The 20344-nt window shown below is 60.9% G+C and carries 22 protein-coding genes; 11 read left to right on the top strand and 11 right to left on the bottom strand.

Annotated elements, in window-relative coordinates; all coding sequences use genetic code 11:
- The first annotated feature begins 18 nt into the window (after window positions 1-18).
- Both yfcF and NVB75_RS05955 read left to right on the top strand, forming a co-directional pair.
- Window positions 19-651 (top strand): glutathione transferase, encoded by a 633-nt coding sequence (gene yfcF / locus NVB75_RS05960; protein ID WP_258346429.1) that lies wholly within the window; start codon window positions 19-21, stop codon window positions 649-651.
- Window positions 652-684: 33 nt separating this feature from the next.
- The gene (locus NVB75_RS05955; RefSeq protein WP_076017067.1) at window positions 685-1416 is read left to right on the top strand and encodes a GntR family transcriptional regulator; all 732 of its coding nucleotides are present in this window, start codon (window positions 685-687) and stop codon (window positions 1414-1416) included.
- A gap of 15 nt (window positions 1417-1431) precedes the next feature.
- On the opposite strand, the gene NVB75_RS05950 is transcribed toward NVB75_RS05955, so the two are convergent.
- Window positions 1432-1695, bottom strand: coding sequence for a hypothetical protein (locus tag NVB75_RS05950; protein ID WP_258346428.1), 264 nt, complete (start codon window positions 1693-1695; stop codon window positions 1432-1434).
- A gap of 143 nt (window positions 1696-1838) precedes the next feature.
- Between NVB75_RS05950 and NVB75_RS05945 the strand changes: the two genes are divergently transcribed.
- Window positions 1839-2477, top strand: a complete 639-nt coding sequence (locus NVB75_RS05945) for an ATPase (protein WP_258346427.1) — start codon at window positions 1839-1841, stop codon at window positions 2475-2477.
- 31 nt (window positions 2478-2508) lie between these two features.
- Window positions 2509-2850, top strand: a complete 342-nt coding sequence (locus tag NVB75_RS05940) for a hypothetical protein (RefSeq protein ID WP_258346426.1) — start codon at window positions 2509-2511, stop codon at window positions 2848-2850.
- Between the two features lie 90 nt (window positions 2851-2940).
- On the opposite strand, the gene NVB75_RS05935 is transcribed toward NVB75_RS05940, so the two are convergent.
- Both NVB75_RS05935 and NVB75_RS05930 read right to left on the bottom strand, forming a co-directional pair.
- A complete protein-coding gene (locus tag NVB75_RS05935; protein WP_258346425.1) occupies window positions 2941-3690 on the bottom strand; it encodes a creatininase family protein in 750 nt (249 codons plus the stop codon).
- Window positions 3691-3776: 86 nt separating this feature from the next.
- Window positions 3777-4490 carry a murein L,D-transpeptidase catalytic domain family protein gene (locus NVB75_RS05930; RefSeq protein ID WP_023658766.1) on the bottom strand — a complete coding sequence of 238 codons (714 nt, stop codon included), beginning with the start codon at window positions 4488-4490 and terminating at the stop codon, window positions 3777-3779.
- A gap of 37 nt (window positions 4491-4527) precedes the next feature.
- Between NVB75_RS05930 and NVB75_RS05925 the strand changes: the two genes are divergently transcribed.
- Entirely contained in the window at window positions 4528-6093 is a 1566-nt protein-coding gene (locus NVB75_RS05925; protein WP_258346424.1) for a murein L,D-transpeptidase, read from the top strand.
- Here NVB75_RS05925 and NVB75_RS05920 read toward each other — a convergent pair.
- A complete protein-coding gene (locus NVB75_RS05920) occupies window positions 6090-6590 on the bottom strand; it encodes an AAA family ATPase (RefSeq protein ID WP_258346423.1) in 501 nt (166 codons plus the stop codon). The two genes, NVB75_RS05925 and NVB75_RS05920, sit on opposite strands and share 4 nt — an antisense overlap.
- Before the next feature lie 43 nt (window positions 6591-6633).
- Window positions 6634-7692, bottom strand: a complete 1059-nt coding sequence (locus NVB75_RS05915) for an alginate lyase family protein (protein WP_258346422.1) — start codon at window positions 7690-7692, stop codon at window positions 6634-6636.
- A 130-nt stretch (window positions 7693-7822) separates the two neighbouring features.
- On the opposite strand from NVB75_RS05915, the gene dapF reads away from it, so the two are divergent.
- Window positions 7823-8656, top strand: a complete 834-nt coding sequence (gene dapF / locus NVB75_RS05910; protein WP_258346420.1) for a diaminopimelate epimerase — start codon at window positions 7823-7825, stop codon at window positions 8654-8656.
- Here the strand turns inward: dapF and NVB75_RS05905 are convergent.
- Together NVB75_RS05905 and NVB75_RS05900 are read right to left on the bottom strand one after the other, a co-directional pair.
- Window positions 8625-9800, bottom strand: coding sequence for a PAS domain-containing sensor histidine kinase (locus NVB75_RS05905; RefSeq protein WP_258346419.1), 1176 nt, complete (start codon window positions 9798-9800; stop codon window positions 8625-8627). The two genes, dapF and NVB75_RS05905, sit on opposite strands and share 32 nt — an antisense overlap.
- Window positions 9787-10605 carry an alpha/beta fold hydrolase gene (locus NVB75_RS05900; protein WP_258346418.1) on the bottom strand — a complete coding sequence of 273 codons (819 nt, stop codon included), beginning with the start codon at window positions 10603-10605 and terminating at the stop codon, window positions 9787-9789. Before NVB75_RS05900 ends, NVB75_RS05905 begins: the two co-directional genes overlap by 14 nt.
- 127 nt (window positions 10606-10732) lie before the next feature.
- On the opposite strand from NVB75_RS05900, the gene NVB75_RS05895 reads away from it, so the two are divergent.
- Window positions 10733-11938, top strand: a complete 1206-nt coding sequence (locus tag NVB75_RS05895; RefSeq protein WP_258346417.1) for a YgcG family protein — start codon at window positions 10733-10735, stop codon at window positions 11936-11938.
- A gap of 14 nt (window positions 11939-11952) precedes the next feature.
- Here NVB75_RS05895 and NVB75_RS05890 read toward each other — a convergent pair whose 3' ends face one another.
- Entirely contained in the window at window positions 11953-12633 is a 681-nt protein-coding gene (locus NVB75_RS05890) for a class I SAM-dependent methyltransferase (protein ID WP_258346416.1), read from the bottom strand.
- 132 nt (window positions 12634-12765) lie between these two features.
- Here NVB75_RS05890 and NVB75_RS05885 point away from each other — a divergent pair, with 132 nt between their 5' ends.
- The 3 genes from NVB75_RS05885 (at window position 12766) to NVB75_RS05875 (ending at window position 14107) form a co-directional block, all read left to right on the top strand.
- Entirely contained in the window at window positions 12766-13281 is a 516-nt protein-coding gene (locus NVB75_RS05885) for a GNAT family N-acetyltransferase (protein ID WP_258346415.1), read from the top strand.
- 75 nt (window positions 13282-13356) lie between these two features.
- Entirely contained in the window at window positions 13357-13902 is a 546-nt protein-coding gene (locus tag NVB75_RS05880) for a hypothetical protein (RefSeq protein WP_017475120.1), read from the top strand.
- Window positions 13895-14107 carry a hypothetical protein gene (locus NVB75_RS05875; RefSeq protein ID WP_063030888.1) on the top strand — a complete coding sequence of 71 codons (213 nt, stop codon included), beginning with the start codon at window positions 13895-13897 and terminating at the stop codon, window positions 14105-14107. Before NVB75_RS05880 ends, NVB75_RS05875 begins: the two co-directional genes overlap by 8 nt.
- 10 nt (window positions 14108-14117) lie before the next feature.
- Here NVB75_RS05875 and NVB75_RS05870 read toward each other — a convergent pair whose 3' ends face one another.
- The 3 genes from NVB75_RS05870 to NVB75_RS05860 form a co-directional block, all read right to left on the bottom strand.
- Complete coding sequence (locus NVB75_RS05870) at window positions 14118-14543, bottom strand: N-acetyltransferase (protein ID WP_093197772.1); 426 nt, start codon at window positions 14541-14543, stop codon at window positions 14118-14120.
- Window positions 14540-15031 (bottom strand): GNAT family N-acetyltransferase, encoded by a 492-nt coding sequence (locus NVB75_RS05865; protein ID WP_258346414.1) that lies wholly within the window; start codon window positions 15029-15031, stop codon window positions 14540-14542. The genes NVB75_RS05870 and NVB75_RS05865 overlap by 4 nt, the downstream gene beginning before the upstream one ends.
- A gap of 219 nt (window positions 15032-15250) precedes the next feature.
- The gene (locus NVB75_RS05860) at window positions 15251-15544 is read right to left on the bottom strand and encodes a fructose-bisphosphate aldolase (RefSeq protein ID WP_258346413.1); all 294 of its coding nucleotides are present in this window, start codon (window positions 15542-15544) and stop codon (window positions 15251-15253) included.
- 419 nt (window positions 15545-15963) lie between these two features.
- Between NVB75_RS05860 and NVB75_RS05855 the strand changes: the two genes are divergently transcribed.
- A complete protein-coding gene (locus tag NVB75_RS05855) occupies window positions 15964-20334 on the top strand; it encodes an RHS repeat-associated core domain-containing protein (protein ID WP_258346412.1) in 4371 nt (1456 codons plus the stop codon).
- The last annotated feature ends 10 nt before the right edge of the window (window positions 20335-20344 follow it).

Below are 20344 nucleotides of genomic sequence, written 5' to 3'. Positions count from 1 at the left end.
CACCAAGGAGATGTCGCCGTGAACCATCGCCCCCTGAGCCTGTACGTTGACGCCCACTTCACCAGTCCCTACGCGATGTCGGCGTTCGTGACCCTGCGGGAAAAGGGCCTTGAATTTGAACTGCTCACCCTGAACCTCGACACGGCCGAGAACCAGACCGAAGCGTTCGCTCAGTTGTCACTGACTGGGCGCGTACCGACCCTGGTGCAGGGTGAGTTTGCGCTGTCCGAGTCGTCGGCGATTACCGAGTACCTGGAGGATGTGTTCCCGCAGGTACCGGTGTACCCGGCCGAACCCCGCCAGCGGGCGAGGGCGCGGCAGGTGCAGGCGTGGTTGCGCAGTGACTTGATGCCGATTCGGCAGGAGCGTTCGACCCTGGTGGTGTTCTACGGGCTCAAGGGCGAAACGCTGTCACCAGTTGCCGAAGCGGCGGCCCACAAGCTGATCAGCGCGGCACAGGCGCTGTTGGCCGACGGCCGCGAGTACCTGTTCGGCGCGTGGTCGATTGCCGACGTGGACCTGGCGGTGATGCTCAACCGGCTGATCCTCAACGGTGACAGCGTGCCCGCCAACCTGGTGGCCTACGCCCAGCACCAATGGCAACGGCCTTCGGTCCAGGAATGGGTCAAGCAGGCACGACCGTCGTTGTAGTCACCTTCTCAATTACTAAGTGAATCCTGGTCCATGAATATACTGTCGAGTGACTCCCGCCTGCCGTTGTATCAACGTTTTCGGGATCATCTGATTGAGCAGATTGCCAACAATCACTGGCGTGCCGGTGCGGCCATTCCTCCCGAAGCGGTGCTGTCCACCCAGTACCAACTGTCCACCGGCACCGTGCGTAAAGCGATCGAGGCATTGGTCGGTGAAGGCATTCTGGAGCGTCAGCAAGGCCGGGGTACGTTTGTGCGCCGTCCGAAGTTTCAGTCGTCGTTGTTCCGGTGTTTCCGCTTCCAGGGCCCGGGCGGCGAATGCCAGTTGCCCCAGAGCCGGATCCTGTCGGTCAAGCCGGTAAAGGCGCCGTTGTCGGTGAGTGAGGTGCTGGGGTTGGCGCCGGATGCGCCGGTGATTTGTATTGTGCGGGTGCACGTACTCGACACGGGGCCAGTGCTGGCCGAGGAAATCTGGTTGCCCCGCGCGCGTTTCCAGGCACTGCTGGACGTGGACCTGACCCGGCAGGGCTTGTTGCTGTACCCGACCTACGAAGAAGTCTGCGGGCAAGTGGTGGCGTCTGCCGAAGAGGCCCTCACCGCCGAGTCCATCGATGACGTATGGGCGCGCTGGCTGCAGGTGCCGGTGGGCAGCCCGGTGATGGTGATCGAACGGCTGGCCCGGGATTACGCCGGCCAACCCCTGGAGTTGCGACGCGGTCGTGGCCACGCCGAACATTTCCGTTACCGCGTGGATATTCGCTGAACGGGTAGCGCGGCGCTATTCGGCTTCCAGCAGCACCAACCAGGTTTGTACCACCCGGCGGTCAAGGTCTTCCCAGTCGGCCATGCCCAGCACCCGGGTGGTGTTCAAACCGCGCAAGTAACCGCGTAGTTGCTGGGCGATGGCGTGGATCACTTCAGGTTCTGCGGCGTTATCCAGCAGCACGTCCTCATAATCGACCAGGTAATCGGCAACCCGCTCGCGAAACTCCGGCAGCACGGCTTCACGGATGCGATCGAAGGTTTTCTGGTGGGGCTTCATAGGCGTTCCTTATCGTTTTGTGTGAGGCGGCCTGCACGACACTATTGCTCTAGATAATAGTCACCATCAAGTATTGCGAGTTCTGTTTTTCTGAAAAAGGAGGACAATTGCCATCATTGAACATGATGTGTAAGGACGCTGCGATGAGGACTTTTACCGGATGGGCGCTGATGGCGCTGCTGATGAGCTCAATGGTTGGCTCTGCGTCGGCCGGGGGCCTTCAAGCCAGCCACCTGGCGCCAATCGTCGCCAGCCCGGTGGGTTTGCAGCATTCGCAGACGGTCGGCGTACTTTACAGCGACAACACCCTCGACAACCTGCAGTACCTGGGGCGCTATCACGACATGGCGCTCAATGGTGCCAAGGGCCAACTGGACGAGCAGATCCGCCAGGCCTTCGTCGACAGCTCCGACCCGGACCTGGCGATTGACTGGCTGATGACGTCGTTGCGGCACACCTTTGCTTCAGTCACCCGTTACGACAACCTGGATGCGCTGTTGCAGGCCCACCCGGATGTGGTGGTGATGCTCGACACCTACAACCAGTTGCTGACTCAGCACAATGACCTGGTGGAGGCGCGGTTCGTGGCCAAATTCTATGACCTTGACCTGCAATACATCGCTAAAGCCGAGGGCTCGATGCAAATGCACTTGCCTAATGTGTGGGTACATGACAAAACGGCGCCCCAGATCGCTGCACAGATTGGGCAGCAGCGCGACGTTCAGCTGAATGCGTTGAAACAGTTCGATGCCTCGCTCAAAGCGCTCGTCGCCGCAGGCTAACGCCCACTTCGTTTATTTTTCAGGAATTTCTATGCGCTTGTTGTTCGTGCCAGCGATGGCTTCTGCTGCTTTATTGATGACGGGCTGCGCGTCTGCCCCCAACGCACCGACCCTGACGCTGCAAACCAGCAAGTCTCCCGATGCGTATGTTGAGTGCGTGGTGCCCAAGTTCGAGAAGAACGGCATGACCTCCACGGTCACGCAGAACTCTCGGCATGCGCGGATCGTGGTGAGCAGCAAGATCGCCGCCGACAACATTCTGGAAGTCTACAAATCCCAGGATGGCGGCAAGGTGTTTTTGTATGAGCGCAAACCGTTGGCGTCGGCGTTCAAGCCGTCGCGGTTCGAGCATGCGGCGCAGGATTGCCTGTAACCGACTGGCGCCGGTCTGTCGGCTGGCGGGGATTTAATGTTGGAGCTGTCGAGCCCCAACAGTTGATCTTTATTGGTTTGAGCGAGTCAGTCAGCTTGGTTTTGGCTCACTGCTGAAGGTATCGACCGCCTTCACCAAGCCCTTGGCCGCCAACGCCACCAACTCACCGCCTTTTTGCGGAGTCGCCAGCGCCGGGTCCGAACCCATGCGCCCATCCGGGAAACGTGCGCGGAAGTCGCGGGCTTCGCGGATCGGGCCGGTGTTGGCGATTTGCGGCGAGTAGTCAGCCGACTTGATCGAATCCGGGTAGGCCCATTGGGTCACTGCAATCTCCGACGGCGTGGCATGGCTGCCATGGCCCACCGGGAACTGCTGGTGCGCCAGCTCACTCACGCCTTCCAGGTCCCACCAGTTGCACAGTTTCAGCGCATAGCCTGACGGGCGCCCGCTGAAGCTGGCTTCGGCATACAGCTCGGAGAACGCCGCTTCGATCGAGGCGATATTGCCGCCGTGGCCGTTGAGGAACAGGATTTTCTCGAAGCCATGACCCGCCAACGAACGCACCCAATCGCCAATCGCCGCGATAAAGGTCGAGGGGCGCAGGGAGATGGTGCCGGGGAAACCCAGGTGGTGTTGCGCCATGCCGATATTGAAGGTCGGGCCGATCAGGATGTCGGCGTTCTTTTGCGCTTCATGGGCGATGATTTCCGGGCACATCCAGTCGGTGCCCAGCAGGCCGGTGGGGCCGTGTTGCTCATTGGAGCCGATGGGAATCACGATGCTGCGGCTGCGTTCCAGAAACTGGCCAATCTCGATCCAGGTGGATTGATGTAAAAGCATCTCAGGTTCTCTCTCTCATCAAGCCCAGGAACACGGTGGAGTTCCTGGTGGCGTGTGCCGCATGGTGCACGGCAACGGCCAGCCCATCAACCGCCTTTGACCGTGCCGGCACTCGCCATCTGGCGTGGCTTGCAGTTCAGGTACGCCGAGGACTTCAGCCAGCGCTGGTCGGGGTACCAGGAAAACATGAACTGGCCATCCTTGAGTTTATCCACCACCTGGCGCGCCACTTGCGGGCGCACGGCCGGGCAACCCTGGCTGCGGCCGATGCGGCCTTCACGCTTGCTCCACAAGGGGCTCACGTAGTCGGCGGCATGAATCACGATGGCACGGTCCCGCGCACGGTCATTGAAACCCGGTTCCAGGCCGTCCATGCGCAACGAGTAGCCATGGGCGCCTTCGTAGCTCTCCTGGGTGCGGAACAGCCCGATACTCGATTGGTAGCTGCCTTCACGGTTGGAGAACTGGGTGGCGAAGTTTTCTCCGGATTTTTGCCCGTGGGCCACCAAATCCCGCAGCACTAATGTCTTCTTGCGCAGGTCGAAGATCCATAGACGACGAGCGGTCGAAGGTTGGGAATAGTCGATAACGGCCAGCCGGTCGGACTGTTCGATGCCATTGCCCACCGCGCATTGCATGGCGCTCAAGGCTCTTTTCAATACGTCGGGGTTGAGTTCTGGAGCGGCGTGGGCGAGGCTGCTATACAGAGTAAGAGGTTTACCCGTGTCTGCGAGCGCAACGGTGCTCAGCGAGGCAAAGGTAGAGATGATCAGGCCGAGTCGGCAGCAAAAGGTCAGCATGTATAAAGCATCTCCGCCGTGGATGGGAGCTAAGCGATTGTTCAAAAAACACGCATGTTTCTTGAGCATTTGCCTGCTCGTTGCACCGCTGGTCGCGACAGCCGAAGACCTGTTGGTGGTCTCGCCGGCCCCGGTGCAACTGGCGCTCTCGCAATTGTCGACGGTTTGCCCAGGCCTTGCCGGGCAAATCGATGCGCCTTCCCAGGCGCGCCTGCAGGCTTTTTATCAGCAGCAGGGCGACGTGGTGCTCTGGTCCGAGGGCGAACGCCGCAGCGCGTTGCAAGCCCAACTGCTGATGCTGGCCGATGACGGCCTCGACCCCGATCACTATAGACTGCCGCCGGTCGAAGCCACGGATAACGTGCTGTGCAGCGACATCGGCACCAGCCAGCAGTACTTGCAAGCCCTGCAGGACCTGCATTTCGGTCGCTTGCAGCAGTCGAGCTTCGAGCCTGTCTGGCATTCGCAACCGCCGGCCCTTGACCCCGACACCCAACTGCTGGCGCTGGCCGGGCCCGGTTTGCAGGACATCGCCCAAGCCTTCGACCAGGCCCGCCCAAGCGCGCCGTTGTACCTCAGCCTGCGCAGCGCCTATGCCGCCTTGCGCCAACAGCCGTTGCAGCATTGGGACGCGGTGGCCAGCGGCCCGCTGTTACGTCCGGGCATGGACGATTCGCGGGTGCCGCAACTGGCGCGGCGGATGGTCAATGGCGGCTACCTGGCCAGCCCTTCTTCGGGGACGCAGTACCGGGGCGAGTTGGTTAACGCGGTCAAGACCTTCCAGCAAAGCCATTCCCTGCAAGCCGACGGCGTGATCGGCCCCGGCACCGTCACCGAACTGAACATCAGCCCGGCGATTCGCCGCGAACAACTGCGCATCAACCTTGAGCGGTTTCGCTGGTTGTCCCGGGACATGGAGCCCGACGGTGTGCTGGTAAACGTTGCGGCGGCGCAACTGAGCTTCTACCAAGGCGGTGTGCCCGTGTGGCAAACCCGCCTGCAAGTCGGCCGCGCCGACCGCCAGACGCCGTTGCTGAAGTCGCGCATTACCCGGCTGACCCTGAACCCCACCTGGACTATCCCGCCCACCATCATGCGCGAGGACAAGCTGCCGGCGATCCGCCTGAACCCCGAATACCTGCGCCAACAGAACCTGCAAGTGCTCGACAGCCAGGGCAACCCACTGGCGCCGGAGCAGGTCGACTGGTCGCACCCCGGCAACATCCTGCTGCGCCAGGGCGCCGGCCCGCGCAACCCGCTGGGCCGGATCGTGCTGCGTTTTCCCAACCCGTATTCGGTGTACCTGCACGACACACCGAGCCAACCGCTGTTCTCCAAGGGCCCGCGGGCCTTCAGTTCGGGGTGTGTGAGGGTTGAGCAGCCACTGCTGCTGCGGGACTTGCTGGTGAGCCCGGCAGAGAAGATCCGCACCGAAGAACTGCTGGCGACGGACATCACCCATGAGTTCCGGCTCGCGACGCCAGTACCCGTGTTGTTGGGGTACTGGACGGTGCAGGTCGATGGCCAGGGCGCGTTGCTGTACGCGCCGGATATTTACGGGCGGGATCCGGTGTTGATGAAAGCGATGGAGAGTGCGCTCTAAGCCCTTAGCTGCGGGTTGATCATCGTCAGCACCTGATCGGGCGACAAGTGCGCGGTATCGACAGTAAAGGGCGGCTCGGCCCATGGCTCATATTCATGGGCCAGGACAGACTGCCAACTGGGTGGCGCAAGCCCTGGAATGTCGCTGGTGCGTGATTCCACGCGGCGTTGATGTTCCGGCGTATCGGAGCAAATCACCTGAATATTCACCAGCGGCTTACCCGCGCGCAGAGCGGTGTCGCGCCACGCCTGACGACTTTCAGCCACCGGGTTCACGCAGTCAGCGACAACCGTGTGGCCCAGCAGAAGGTTGCTCAACGCCAGCGCATTGGCCACCTGATAGCCGCTGCTGCCCACGCCTTGCTCCAGTACCCCGGCATCCCGGATGGCCTGCTCGATGGTATCGATGCGCAGGTAAACGGCACCGGTCTGGGCAGCAAGGGCCTTGGCAATCGTGGTCTTCCCGGTGCCGGGCAGGCCGCTGAACACAATAAGCATCGTCGATCCTTCGAATGAGTGGCAGGCCAGTCTAACGGGTGACTCACTTCAAATAACAGGCGCTGATCCAGTCCGAAGGTTTGGGCGAGAGCTGTTCGGCCACCGGCAAATACCGCGCGTCCAACTGCGCTGCCAGCCAGTACAGGGTATTGCTGCTCTTGGGGTTCCACTCGCCGCTGTAGCCCGGTTCGCCGATGCGGACGCGGTCCCTGTCGAACTGCACGTGGGTGTTCACGAATTCTTCGTGGCTGCGCTGGCCTTTGGCATACGGTGCGAGCCAGTCCAGTGCTTCGCTCAGCGAGCCGCCGTGGGGCGCGGTGAAGTCCAGCCAGTTGCCGCCAATGCCGTAGGGCTTGGCCGCCAGCGCCGCCTGCACCAGCGGCTCCAGGTCGTAGACCACGTAGTGCAGGGCGTCACGGTCGTGGAAGTCGGTCACCGAACCGTCGGGCAGCACGTTGTCGGTGATCTGTTGCTGGAACAGCTTGAAGGCCTCTTCCAGCATCTCGCGGTCGCCCAATGCGGCGGCGGCTACTGTCACCAGCTTCACGCGATGACTCTGCCAGTTATTGGTGTTGGTGGCCTTCTTGGCGCCGTGGAACTGCTTGATGCGTTCGATATAGCCATTGCCCAGGTTGGTCAGCAACGCGCGGGTGGCGTCGCGGGTCTGGGGGCGCAGATCGCTGGCGGTGAGGGCGTAGGCGTTCATCAGCATATCGAGGTTGGTTTCGTCGATCGGGTTGAAGTCCGGCTGATAGGTGCTGGCCCACGCGCTGAGGTAGTCATCCACTTGCTTGAGATAGCGCGTGTCGCGGCTCAGGCGCCAGGCCAGGGCAGCCTGGCGCATCACTGGCCAATCCTTCTCGGCGGCGATGCTTTGCTCGCGAATGCCGTGGTTGGGCAGCGTGCCTTCGGTGTGCAGATGGGGCAGGGCGTCGGGCTGGTCACCGAGGTGGCGCTGGGCGGCGGCCAGGAGCGATTTGGAGGTCGGATTTGAGGTGGCGGGCTGGCAGGCAATCAGCACCGTGGGCGCGGCAAAGGCGGCTTGGGCGAACGAGGCGAGCAGCGCGGCCAGGGCCACGTTTTTCAGAGGGCGTTGTAGCATGCTGTTCCTCAGGGATGGGTTGACCCGGGTGGGGCAAAGTCACGCTACCATGCCCGTGATGGGTATTTGATGAAATACCCGCCAGCCCTCTATCCTTGCAGGGCTTGCCCGGTCTAGAAAAGGACGCCCCATGACCTTGCAGTTCGTGAAGATGCACGCCCACGGTGATGACTTCATCGTGATCGACCGACGCGGCCAGGATGACCCGATCACCGCACACATCGCCCGCCGCCTGGGGGACCGTCATCGCGGCATCGGTTTCAATCAATTGGCCGTGGTGCTCGATTGCGCCGACGCCGCTGCCCGCATCACATTCTGGAACCCCAACGGCACCCCGCTCGACACCTGCGGCAGCGCCACCCGTGGAGTGGCGGACATGCTGATGCGCGAAGCCGGCACCGCCACCATCGTGCTGCGAACCAACCGGGGGCTGCTGACCTGCGTGCGCGAATCGGGGCAACGGGTGTCGGTGGACATGGGGCGGCCTTCACTGGGCTGGGAAGACATTCCGCTGGCGCAAGCGATGGACACCGAACGCTTGCCGCTGGAGGGCGCCCCGGCGGCCTGCAGCATGGGCAACCCGCATTGCACCTTCTTCGTCGACGACCTTGCGGCGGTCGATATCGCGACGCTTGGGCCGTCGCTGGAAACCCACCCGCTGTTCCCCAGCAAGACCAACGTGCATTTCGTGCAAGTGCTGGACCGCAGCCATATCCGTCTGCGCATCTGGGAACGGGGCGGCGGCATCCCGCAGGGCTCGGGCTCGTGCTGTTGTGGTGCGGTGGTCAACGGGATTCGTCGTGGGCTGCTGGATGACACCGTCGACGTGCAATGCGATGGCGGTACCGTGACGGTGCAGTGGGACGGGCACGGCGGCGTGGTGTTGACGGGGGCTGTGCAAACCGTTGTTCACGGCACGGTGGCTGCCGCACTCATGGGTGGCGCAATGGAAAGTGCACACTGAAGGTGGTGCCCTGGTCCGGGCTTGAGCTCACCGAAACGCCTCCATCATGGGCCTTGGCGATTTCCCGCACGATAAACAGCCCCAGGCCAACGCTACGCACCTCACTGTCCTGCTCCGTGCCTCGCGTCATGGGTTCAAACAAGCCAGCCATCAACGCTTCGGGAATGGCCGGGCCGTGGTTATGCACCGAGAGCCGGCTCTCTTGCGCGTCCTGGTGCGAGGTGACGGTAATCGGCTGTTGCAGATCGCCGTACGCCACGCTGTTGGCCACCAGGTTGCCGATGATCTGTTGGATGCGGTCGGCATCCAGGAACGTGCGGGCGCTGCCCGTGGCGTGATGTTCGAGGATCGCCTTGGGGAAGGCCACCCGCAACTCGTCGAGACTGTCACGGGTGACGGTGTGCAGGTCGAGTGCTACGGGGTTGATGCCAATGCCCTGGCCGACTCGGGCCTGAGTGAAGTCCAGCAAGTCGGCGATCATCCGCTGCGCCCGTTCGGTGGACAGGCCGATATGCCCCAGGAGTTGGCGCTCCTTGGGGCTTCGCTCGCCACGGGCGAGGAACTCCGAGGCCATCTTGATCGCGGTAAGCGGGTTCTTCAGGTCATGGCTGACAATCGCGACCATCTGCTCGGCAAACAGCGCCCGGCGCTGGGCGATTTCATAGGCGCTGCTCAGTTCGGCCTGGGCCTGCTGCAGCGCGACTTCAGTGGCGGTCTTTTCCTGCAACAAGGCTTCAGCCAGTTTGCGGGCATTGAGCAGTTCACGCTCGTACTTGTCGCGGTCGGTGGTGCCGAAGAGGGCCAGTTCGTTATAGGCAATGCCGGCATGTTCGTACCTGACGCCGTTGAGCAATACCGTGACGGTGCGTCGGTCACGGTGCAGCAGGTCGAGTTTTACTTCAGCGATGGAGCCCTGCATTTTCATCAGCGGCCCCAGGTGCGTCTGATGGAAGATCCGCCCGCCCATCGTCAGCAAGTTCTGAAACCGCCGTTCTTTCAACTCATCGACGCTGAAGCCGGTCCAGTCGCTGAAGCACTGGTTGGCCTGCACGATGGTGCCGTCTTCCCGGGTAACCACCAAGGCGCAGGGCGCGCCGTCGAACAAACGTTGAGGATCCGGCAACGACAGGTTATCGACTGGCATCGGCACCTACCCATGGCAACAGGAAACTGTCCATGGCCGCTGAGCAGGCCCCAGGTGCACTCATGTGCGGGCAATGCCCCACGTTATCGACCAGGCAATACGTGCTGGCGGGCAACGCCGCGTGCAGGTATTCACCCACGCAGACCGGTGCGATCAAGTCGTCGGTGGATTGCAGAATCAGGGTGGGGGTCATCAGGCCGGCGATGTCCTGGCGATTGTCCGACAGGAACGTCACCCGTGCGAAGCGCTTGGCGATGTCGGGCTCGGTGCGGCAGAAGCTGTTGGTCAGTTCTTCGCCGAGGGCCGGTTGCCCGGGCGCGCCCATGATCACCGGGGCCATGGTGCTGGACCAGCCGAGGTAATTGCTGTCGAGGGTATCGAGCAATGAATGGATATCCTCGAGGGTGAACCCGCCCGTGTAGGCACCGGAATCGATATAGCAGGGCGAAGGGCCGATCATCACATGGGCGGCGATTTTTCCGGGGGCCTGGCGATCGGCCAGGGCGCCGATCATGGCGCTGACGGAGTGCCCCACCAGCACCACCGGGCCCACGGCGTATTCATCAATGACCTCACCCAGATCATGGGCGTAGCCGGCCAGTGAGCTGTATTTTTCGCTGTCGTACGCGCTCAGGTCAGACTGGCCAGCTCCCACCAGGTCATACAGCACCACACGGAAGCGCCCGGTGAAGTGAGGAAACAGGTAATTCCACATGGTTTGATCACACCCGAAACCATGGGAAAAAACCAGGGTCGTGGGACCGCTGCCATACACCCTGACGTTGTTGCGCTGCTGAAGGTCCATGGCGTTCTCGTGTAGGGCGTGTGTGGGGGTGATGTGAGTCTAAATAGTCGGTGGCGTTGGGTCACCTGTTTATAGCGTCGATAGGGTAAAGTCGGCCGATTCAGGATGAAACTTCAGGTAACAAAACATGATGGTGTTCCTACGGCAATGTGTCTTGGGCTTGCTGCTGATCGTTTCCGGTACGCAGGTGTGGGCCGATACCGTTCCCCCGGCGCCGGTCACGGTTGCGCTGGACCAGCGCGTGATCGACCTGACCCACACCCTCGACGCGGCCACTCAATCGCGCATGACCACGCAACTTGCCGGCCTGGAACAACGCAAGGGCGCCCAGGTGGCAGTGATGCTGCTGCCAAGCACCCAGGGCGTGGGCATTGAGGACTTCGCCAACCAACTGTTCCGTGCCTGGAAACTGGGGCGCAAGGACGTCAACGACGGCATCCTGCTGCTGGTGGCGAAGGACGATCGTAAGGTGCGTATCGAAGTCGGTTACGGCCTGGAGGGCGTGGTCACCGACCTGCTGGCCCACCGCATTATCGAAGAACACATCACCCCGGCCTTTCGCCAGGGCGATTACGCCGGCGGCGTGCAACAGGCGGTGGACGACCTGACGCTGTTGGTGGACGGCGGCAACTTGCCCGAGGTGGCCAAGGCCGGCTTTCCGCCTGAAGCGTATGCGGTGCTCCTGGCATTCATGTTTGGCGGGGTGGTCGGGGTATTGATGGGCGCCGAAAAACTCCCTTGGCGCCGGGCCCTGATGGCGGTGGTCGGTGTCACCGTGGTGCTGGTCGCGGTGGCGGGCGGCAAGGACTGGCCGGTCTATTTGCTGTTGCTGCCCCTGTGCATGTTGATCGGTGGGGCTACTTTCGGCGCGTTGTGGCAGGCGAGGGCGGCGTTTTACACGGTGCTGGTGCTGTTGGGCTACATCGCCGGCGTGCTGCTGACCGATAACTTCGTACGCGAGATATCCTTGATCCACTGGCTGGCTTATCCATTCGCAGGGTTGCTGGTCCTGGGCCTGTATCTCGGCCTGTTCCTGGTGATGAAGAGCATGTGGCAAGAGAGCCAGGTTGGCTTTATCGTGCGGCTGGTGGCGGTGCTGGTGGTGTACGGAGTCGCTGGGGCATTGATTGATAAGAGCGCCACGGGGTGGCTGCTGGCGTTTCCCTTCGCTTCGTTCGCGGCGCTGTTCATCTTTGCCCATGGTATCAGCGGCGGGTCGGGGTCGGGGTCTGGTGGGGGCTCCAGCTCCTCCGGTTCGAGTTCCAGTTCCAGCAGCAGCTCTTCGGGGGGTGGCGGCTCCAGCGGTGGGGGTGGGGCGTCGGGGAGTTGGTAAGACTCCCCCGGAAGCTAGGCGGGCTTGTAGGCAATCCAACCCTTGAAACTGAAGCCCGCGTAGAACAGTTCCACACCTTCAAAGCCTGCCTCCCGTAGCAGCGCTTCATCGTCTTCGGGCGACAGCACCGGCAAGTGGCTGCTGATGGCGGCAATCGCCCGCTGCGCATCTTCAGGCGGCACGCCGGAATCCACCGCATAGGCGGCATAACGCTTCAGCCAGCGTGCTTTTTCCTCTGGCGAGGATTGGGGGAAGCTGTGATGCGCCGCAATCAAAGGCGCGCCTGGCGACAAGCGCCGCCACAGTTCTTTCAGGGTTTGCAGACGCTCTTCGGCCGGGATGAAGTGCAAGGTCAGCAAGGACGTCGCAGCATCAAACGGCCCCTCGGGCGCGGTATCGATATAGCCTTCATGCAACTGCACCCGGGCCATCAGCGGACCCAAGGTGGTCTCGGCCAGCTTCAGCATCTCGGCAGACGGGTCCACCCCCACAAACTGCCACTCGGGCTGACTGTCGGCAAACTTCTTCAACTCCAGGCCGCCGCCTGCGCCGAGTACCAATACCTTGCCGGTGGCTGGGACAGTTTCGCGCAGCAGCAGCGTGGTCATGCGCTGCAGGGACTCGAAACCCGGCACCAGCCTCACCGGGCCTTCGGCGTAACGGGCAACAGCGTCGGGGTCTGAAAACCAGGTCATTGCTGGCTCCTGTTGGCGGGGGAAGCGATAACCCTACTGGGGCGAATTCAGGCTGGCAATTGCAGAGATGTGCAGTTGTGTTAAAACGTTGCCTTTGCTGATTTTGAGAGTACCCCTCGAATGCTCCCCGACATGCTTATCCGCGATGCACGGCCTGAAGACGCGTTATGCGTTGGTGTGCTGGGCATGCAGGTTTTTCTCGATACTTACGCCACCGAAGGCATTCGCGACTCAATCGCCGCCGAGGCGCTGCACGCGTTTTCGCCCCAGACGATTTCCGCGCTGATCGCCCAGCCGGGCACGGCCATCATCGTCGCTGAAGCCAACGGGCATCTGGTGGGGTTTGCCCAGGTGGCGATGGACACCGGCCATGCGCTGATCTCAACCCCGAAGGCGGCGGAGTTGCAGCGGCTCTACATCCAGGAACGGTTTACCGGGCTCGGACTCGGCTACCGTTTGCTGCAAGCGGCTGAACAGCGCGCAGGGCAGGGTGGCGCTTCTTTGTTGTGGGCGACGGTGTGGGTCGGCAATGAGCGGGCGCTGGGGTTTTATCCGCGCCGTGGTTATGAGCTGCTGGGGGCGCCGACTTACACTTTTCAGAATGAGAGCCATGAAAATCGGCTGTTTGGTAAAAGACTTCAGTCTTAACGCGTGAGCAATTGCACTTAAGAAAATCGAAATGATGTCGATATGATGCCATCGCTCACAAGGACCGTTTATCCGATGAAAGTGTTAAAGCTCGCCGTTGCCTGTGTATTCCCGCTGCTCGGCGCCTGTTCCGACTACCACTACAAGAACTACCAAGGCGATTGGGCCCCGGAAAAAATGCAACCGGTCGACCTCTCCGACAACCACCCGAATGCAGCGCTGGTGTACTTCGAAACGTTCCGGGTACGTGAACTGGGCGTGCCGTTTCACCGCTTGGTGTTGGCCACGGAAGTAGACGGCGTTGCGCTCCCGGGCGCCGGTCGACGTTCAATCCTTGATGTGTCCGGTGAACAGGCGCTCAAGTTGGCTCCGGGCAAGCATTCATTGCGCTGGTGCAACGTGTCGATGAACGCCTTGGGCACCGGCGGCGCCTTCTGCAACAAAGGCGCCGATGATGTGGTGTTTGCCGGGGGCCAGCGGTATGTCGTGACCTTCCGCATGACCGCCAGCACCAAGGGCTACCCGGGTGCCTACAGCGTGGAGTACCGCACGTACTCGACGATCAAGAACCTGGACACTCAGGAAGTCATTTTCCCGTTGGAAGGACAGGGTGATGGCTGAGCGCCTCGCACTGGAGAAGTTGGCTTATCTGGAGTTCCTGCGCCTTCTTGAGGCGAGTCATTTTGAACCGCAGCGCACCGGCCAAGCGTTCTACAACCACTTCAACTTGCACCGGCTTTCGGATCAACAAGCGCTGGCTGGGTTGTATGCGGCGGATGGGCGTCAGGCGATAAAGCTGATTGAGCGTATGTTCGACATCGAGTGAAGTAAGTTCCTCAGAGCATTTTGCTCAGGAACACCCGGCTGCTGCCTTCCGGGTCGCAAGGGATTTCACCAAACCGCACCCAGCCATTCTTCTCGTAAAACTCCGGGGCCTGGAAACTGAGGGTGTACAGCATCGCCGAGCGGCAGCCACGGTGACGGGCTTCGTCTTCGAATGCTTTCAGCAGCGTTGTGCCCAGGCCTGAGCCACGCAGGGCCTCGGGCAGATGAAACAGGTCGAGAAAGGCCATGCCGAGGCTGGTTTTGCCGGTGATGCCGCCGAGGGTTTCACCGGTGTCGGGATGCTTGATCAGCACCGTCAACGGACGTCGGTCATTGGACCCGGTGACGTGCTCGTTGAAGGCGGCGAGGCCGCTGCCCAGGAGCTGCTCGGCTTTGGCGTCTGGCTGGTCGCCGACCTCAATCAGATGCGGCTTCATAGATCCATCACCATCTCATGCCACGCCATCCCCCCATGGTCCGACGCCGACGGCTGCACATAGCGGTAGCCCATACGCTTATACAGCTCCACATGACGGTCCTTGCACATCAGGTGAATGGTCTTCTTGCCCATCGCCTGCATGCGCTGGATAAACGTCTCCATCAACTGCGTCGAATAACCCTTGCCCTGATGAGCCGGGTCAACCACCACCGACATGATCACCACATTCGGCGCATCGGCTGAATGCCCGACCAACTCCTTGAAGGCCTCATCCGACATCACCACTTCATCGGCGCAACCGCAGTTGATGAAACCGACCACAACACCATCCGCCTCCAGGATCAGAAAGCCTTGCGGGTACAGCGCAATGCGCGTGGCGATCTTTTCCAGGGTCGCGGCTTCGTCGCCTTCGTAGGCGGTGATTTCGATTTCGTAGCAACGGTTGGCGTCGGCGGGGTTGGCGTTACGGAAGGTGAGGGCGGGCATTGGGTTACCGAAGAAGTTGAACGACGGCCCCCATGATAAAGAAAGAACACCCCGACAGCACCGCCGAACACAAAACCCACCCACACCCCCGCCCCCCCCTGTGGGAGCCGTCGAGCTTTAGCGAGGCCGCGATGGCGGCCTCCCTGACACCACCCAGACTCGCCAAGCCCTATAACTGGAAAACCCGCCAATGCGGGTTTTCTCAATGCTGGAAATAAATCAGCTGGCTACAGGTGCATGCATCCCACGCCGCTCAATCACCCCAAACACATCCGCCACATCCTGGACCAGGATTCGAGCGGTTTCGGCGACGGTATTGATGTCTTGTTCGCCGTAATCAGACACGTTGGAACAGGCCATCAGGTGCAGGTATTTGAGGGCTGCGTTGAGGCGTTCACTGATGCAGGCATGGAGATCGCAGAGAGGTGCGTCGCTGTCGATGAGCAGGACGGGGGATTCGGTGGCGGTTTGGGACATGGGGGTGAAGCGGTGGGGCGTGTGTTGAGTAGTCATAAGGTTCGATTCTATTTAGGAAAATGAACTGCCACCTTTCTGCTGCGAAACAAAATGGGTGGCAACTGTGCGCGGGTTCGCAGACCAGGAAGAATCACCCCCGGCAGACCCGAAGGTCTCCCACGCACAGCCGCCATAAAGCTAGACGCAGGCGGGAGCCGCCTGAGGGTCTGATGACTGTGCAGGTTGATTCTATTTTGGTAGGGCTGCGAAACCCTGTCGCTGACCGATGCCGGCGACGGGGCGAACTATAAGCGGCAGTTTTGTTAACTGCAACCAAGCAGCTGTCGAGACCCTTTTGAGTATCCCCGATCATTTCACCCTGGGAATCCTCCTACGAATGCCTCGGAAAGTCTCACCTGAGCAAGGTCATAACAGCGTGATTTGATCCCCGTCTTTTCAGACAGGGATCGTTGCGCATGACGGACGCGCTTTGGGCTGCCCGCGAGGGTGATGCACTGCTGCACAGCTCAATGCTGGCGGATGTGTTGGGCGGCGTGCTGGAGATTGCGGCTAACGTGGCCGTGACTGCATTGGCGACCGCTGCCGTCGTTGCGGCCACGGGTATTACCGTGGCGACCGGCGGCCTCGGCTGTATTGTCCTCGGCGCCGTCGTTGGTCTAGTGGTCGGCCTTGGGATGAACAAGACCGGCGCCGATAAAAGTCTCTCACGATTGTGTGAGTCTTTCGCCGATGCGCTGTTCCCGCCTGTCATCGACGCCTTCATCAGCAGTGGTTCGCCGGACGTATTCATCAACGGCAAACCCGCCGCTCGGGCTGCCGGGAAAATGGCTTGCGTCGTGACGCAGGCCAGTGACGCCCCGACCTATCTGGATATCGCCGAAGGATTCTTCTCTCAGCTATGGCGCCCTACCGTGGCGACCCCGGTGGCGGGTGCCGTGCCTTGTCCGGCAGACAAAATCGACTGCCATAAACACCCTTCGATGCCGGAGCAGTATTTGGCCGAGGGTTCCAGCAGCGTCTTCATCAACGGGCAGCCCGCCGTTCGCAGCGGCGACCGTAGTACCTGCGAGGCCAAGGTTGGGGCGGTGACAGGGCTGATTTCGCCGAACGTTTTTATCGGTGGTGCGCCCGTGGTGGCGCGTGAAATTCGCAGCGGCAAGACACCCGGTGTAGGGCTCGCGGTTACAACGCTGATGACATTGCGCGGCGGCGGCTCCAGGTTCTTCAGCCATTTGCCATGCATGGCCGTGGGCGGGTTGGTGTCGTGGGGCACCAGCCAAGTGACCAATGCGCTGTCGTCGGCGATTGTCGCTTCGCCCAATCCCGTGCACAGCGCGACGGGCGCGAAGATTCTCGACGGCGAAGATGACCTGGATTTCTCGTTGCCGGGCTTGTTACCCATCGAATGGCAACGCTATTACTGCAGCCGTGATGAGCGTCGCGACGGATTGTTTGGCGCCAGTTGGAGTGTGACCTACGAGGTCTTCGTCGAGATCTGCAACTACCCGGGCGGCGGTGAGCAACTGATCTACACCGACGAGCAGGCCCGGCGAATCGACATGGGCGTCATTCCCATGGGCGCAGCTGCGTTCAGTGCGGGCGAAGGGTTGAGCGTGCGGCGCAACACCAACGGCCAATTGCTGATTGAAAGTGTCGACGGGGTGTATCGGTTATTTGAACCCTCGCCGGACAACGCCTCACGGTTGCGCCTTAGCCAATTGGGCGATCGCAACGACAACCGGATCTACCTTGACTACAACGCAAGCGGGCGGCTGTTGGCGTTGCGAAATACCTTTGACCTTGTCCGTATCGAACTCGGCTACAGCCGCCAATGGCCAGGGCGCGTGGAGCAGATCGAACGGCTGTACCCGGATCAAACCCGCGAAGTGCTGGTCAGCTATCGCTACGATGCCGCTGGGGACTTGGCCGAGGTCCGTGGTGCCACAGGGCATGTTCAGCGTCGCTTTGCCTATAACACTGGCCGGCGCATGGTTGAGCACCAATTGCCTGCGGGCCTGCGTTGTTATTATCAATGGGGCTGCGTGGAGGATGCCGAATGGCGCATTGTCCGGCACTGGACCGACGAAGGTGACCACTACCAGTTCGACTATGACCTGCAAGCCGGAACCACCCGGATTATCGATGGTTTGCAGCGTGTCAGTACACGCAGGTGGAACCCGCAATACCAGATCACCGAGTGCACCGACAACCTCGGACAAACCTGGCAGTTTGAATGGAACGATGAGCGCCAATTGCTGGGCGCCATCGACCCTCAGGGCGGGAAGTGGACGTTCAGCTATGACGAGTCGGGCAACCTTTGTTCCACAGAGGACCCACTGGGCCGCATCGACTCCACGCTGTGGCTGGAGCACTGGTCGCTGCCTCTCGTAGAAACCGATGCCGCCGGGCAGGCCTGGCATTATCAGTACGACCAACGCGGCAATTGCATAAGAGCAATCGATCCGCTCGGCCAGGCCACCGCTTATCGCTACGATGCCTTCGGCCAGGCGGTGGAAATCACCGATGCCAGCGGCAAGCGCAAAGTCCTGCGCTGGAATGAATTCGGCCAGGTGATCCATCACACCGATTGTTCAGGCTACCCCACGTATTTTGAGTATGACCCGCGTGGCCATTTGCGCACTGTCATCGACGCCGAGGGTGAGCGCGTCCACTATTCGTACGACCCCCAAGGGCGGCTGCTGAAAGTCGAGTTCCCCAAAGACCGGACGGAGTGCTATCAGCGAGATCCCAGCGGACAGTTGGTGGCTTACACCGATGCAGCGGGTAGTACCACGCGCTATCAGTACGGGCGTCGTGGCCATGTACTCCAGCGTATAGATGCCCATGGTCGGAAAATTGGATTTCGTTACGACGCCTATGGCCGCCTGCGCACCCTGACCAATGAAAACGGCGAGCACTACCGTTTTGCCTGGGATGACGGCGACCGCCTGAGTGAACAGCGCGACCTGGACGGCAGCGCCCGGCGATACGCCTATGACGCACTGGACAATGTGACAGTGGTCGAACACGTCCCGTCGCCTGGCAGCGATGAGTCGACAGCCATTATCCATCGACTGGAGCGCGATGCTGTTGGCCGTCTGAAGGTGAAAACCACGGATGATGGCGTTACCGAATACACCCACAACCTGCTCGACCGACTGACCGCTATCACCTTCACCGACAACGAAGGTCACGGCCAGGCATTGAGCTTTGCCTACGACCCACTCGGCCAGCTACTCACTGAACAAAGTACGGCCGGCCGTCTGAATCATCACTACGACGAACTCGGTCACCTGACTCAGTCCGAGCTGCCCGATGGTCGCTGGCTCAACCGCCTGTATTACGGCAGCGGGCATGTGCACCAGATCAATCTTGATGGCGTGGTGATCAGTGATTTTGAACGCGACCGCCTGCACCGCGAAGTGTTGCGTACCCAAGGCCAAATCAGCACCCGAACCGGTTACGACCGTGGCGGGCGCGTGCGCTCACGGCTGCGCAGCCCCAAAAGCCAGCCCGTGCAACTGCCGGCCGCACAGCAAAAGCATTTTGATTATGACCTCGTCGACGATCTGGTTGAACGGGCCGAAACCGATACGCCTGCCCGGCGCGAACAACGCCAACGGCTGCACTACGACGCTACTGGTCGGATCATCGCCAGCCAGGACAGCGTCCAGGGGCTGCAAGAGACCTTCGCCTACGACGCCGCCGCCAACTTGCTTGACGGCCCACACGCCCCTGGTGGTTGGGTGCGGCACAACAGGTTATTGACCTATCAGGACAAACGTTATCGCTACGATGGCTTTGGCCGGCTGATCGAAAAGCGCAGTGCCTTGCGTGGGTGGCAACGCTTTGCGTATGACGCCGAGCACCGGTTGATTGAAGTGCACAGCCAACAGGGCGAGCGGGAAACGGTCGTAAAAATGACCTATGACCCGTTGGGGCGACGAATTGCGAAGACCGAACGGGACGGCAACGGATATTTGCTGGGAGAAACCCGCTTCGTCTGGGATGGCCTGCGCTTGCTGCAGGAGCATAAGCATAGCCAGACCAGCCTTTATATCTATGACGGTGACGGCTATGAGCCGCTGGCCCGCGTGGATGGCACGGGGGAATACCAGCAAGTTCGCTACTATCACAACGACCTTAACGGGTTGCCTGAGCAACTGACCGAAGCGGATGGCCAGACGGTATGGCAGGCGCGGTATCAGGTGTGGGGGAACACGGTTGAGGAGGTGCGTGAGCCTTACTACATTGAAGAGCAGAACCTGCGGTTTCAGGGGCAGTACCTGGACCGGGAGACCGGGCTGCACTACAACACGTTTCGGTTTTATGATCCGGATGTGGGGCGGTTTACGACGCCGGATCCGATTGGGTTGGTGGGTGGGATCAATCTTTATCGATACGCACCTAATCCGATTGGATGGGCTGATCCATGGGGCTGGGCTTTCGCCGGAATTGACTTTACGGGTAGTAGTGACCTCTTTCCTGCAACAGGCACACAGAAAAATAGCGTGATTATAAAAATGCAGGGCGCAAGAGGACGCGATTTCACTCAAGCGTTCAACATAGCTGGAGTTTCTAAAAAAGCAGCGGCGGGTTACACCTGGCATCACGTTGATGACTTTAATCCGAAGACTGGCACCACAACCATGCAGCTGGTTAAGACTATTGCGCAAGAAGCCACTTTTCCCCATAGCGGCTCAGTGGCGCAGTATGAAAAACACTTTAAGGTCAGATACGAAAGCGTGGAATCAGTCTTGATATCGTCCAAGAAGGGTTGGCTAGTCAATAGTATTCCTAAGGCTAAAATTGGGCGCTGCTCATAAGCGGAGGTTG

Origin of the sequence: Pseudomonas sp. CBS (assembly GCF_024734645.1) — a bacterium.
In the GTDB taxonomy this organism is placed as follows: domain Bacteria; phylum Pseudomonadota; class Gammaproteobacteria; order Pseudomonadales; family Pseudomonadaceae; genus Aquipseudomonas.
This window is presented reverse-complemented; position numbering and strand designations above follow the sequence as displayed.

Coding starts and splice junctions, on each gene's coding strand:
- NVB75_RS05875 (WP_063030888.1), top strand. CDS start 13,895: ATGGCTGAGCGCCTCGCACTGGAGAAGTTGGCTTATCTGGAGTTCCTG.
- NVB75_RS05865 (WP_258346414.1), bottom strand. CDS start 15,031: ATGCCCGCCCTCACCTTCCGTAACGCCAACCCCGCCGACGCCAACCGT.
- NVB75_RS05915 (WP_258346422.1), bottom strand. CDS start 7,692: ATGCTACAACGCCCTCTGAAAAACGTGGCCCTGGCCGCGCTGCTCGCC.
- NVB75_RS05920 (WP_258346423.1), bottom strand. CDS start 6,590: ATGCTTATTGTGTTCAGCGGCCTGCCCGGCACCGGGAAGACCACGATT.
- NVB75_RS05900 (WP_258346418.1), bottom strand. CDS start 10,605: ATGGACCTTCAGCAGCGCAACAACGTCAGGGTGTATGGCAGCGGTCCC.
- NVB75_RS05905 (WP_258346419.1), bottom strand. CDS start 9,800: ATGCCAGTCGATAACCTGTCGTTGCCGGATCCTCAACGTTTGTTCGAC.
- NVB75_RS05880 (WP_017475120.1), top strand. CDS start 13,357: ATGAAAGTGTTAAAGCTCGCCGTTGCCTGTGTATTCCCGCTGCTCGGC.
- NVB75_RS05885 (WP_258346415.1), top strand. CDS start 12,766: ATGCTTATCCGCGATGCACGGCCTGAAGACGCGTTATGCGTTGGTGTG.
- NVB75_RS05955 (WP_076017067.1), top strand. CDS start 685: ATGAATATACTGTCGAGTGACTCCCGCCTGCCGTTGTATCAACGTTTT.
- dapF (WP_258346420.1), top strand. CDS start 7,823: ATGACCTTGCAGTTCGTGAAGATGCACGCCCACGGTGATGACTTCATC.
- NVB75_RS05870 (WP_093197772.1), bottom strand. CDS start 14,543: ATGAAGCCGCATCTGATTGAGGTCGGCGACCAGCCAGACGCCAAAGCC.
- NVB75_RS05855 (WP_258346412.1), top strand. CDS start 15,964: ATGACGGACGCGCTTTGGGCTGCCCGCGAGGGTGATGCACTGCTGCAC.
- NVB75_RS05940 (WP_258346426.1), top strand. CDS start 2,509: ATGCGCTTGTTGTTCGTGCCAGCGATGGCTTCTGCTGCTTTATTGATG.
- NVB75_RS05950 (WP_258346428.1), bottom strand. CDS start 1,695: ATGAAGCCCCACCAGAAAACCTTCGATCGCATCCGTGAAGCCGTGCTG.
- NVB75_RS05935 (WP_258346425.1), bottom strand. CDS start 3,690: ATGCTTTTACATCAATCCACCTGGATCGAGATTGGCCAGTTTCTGGAA.
- NVB75_RS05945 (WP_258346427.1), top strand. CDS start 1,839: ATGAGGACTTTTACCGGATGGGCGCTGATGGCGCTGCTGATGAGCTCA.
- NVB75_RS05895 (WP_258346417.1), top strand. CDS start 10,733: ATGATGGTGTTCCTACGGCAATGTGTCTTGGGCTTGCTGCTGATCGTT.
- NVB75_RS05930 (WP_023658766.1), bottom strand. CDS start 4,490: ATGCTGACCTTTTGCTGCCGACTCGGCCTGATCATCTCTACCTTTGCC.
- NVB75_RS05890 (WP_258346416.1), bottom strand. CDS start 12,633: ATGACCTGGTTTTCAGACCCCGACGCTGTTGCCCGTTACGCCGAAGGC.
- NVB75_RS05860 (WP_258346413.1), bottom strand. CDS start 15,544: ATGACTACTCAACACACGCCCCACCGCTTCACCCCCATGTCCCAAACC.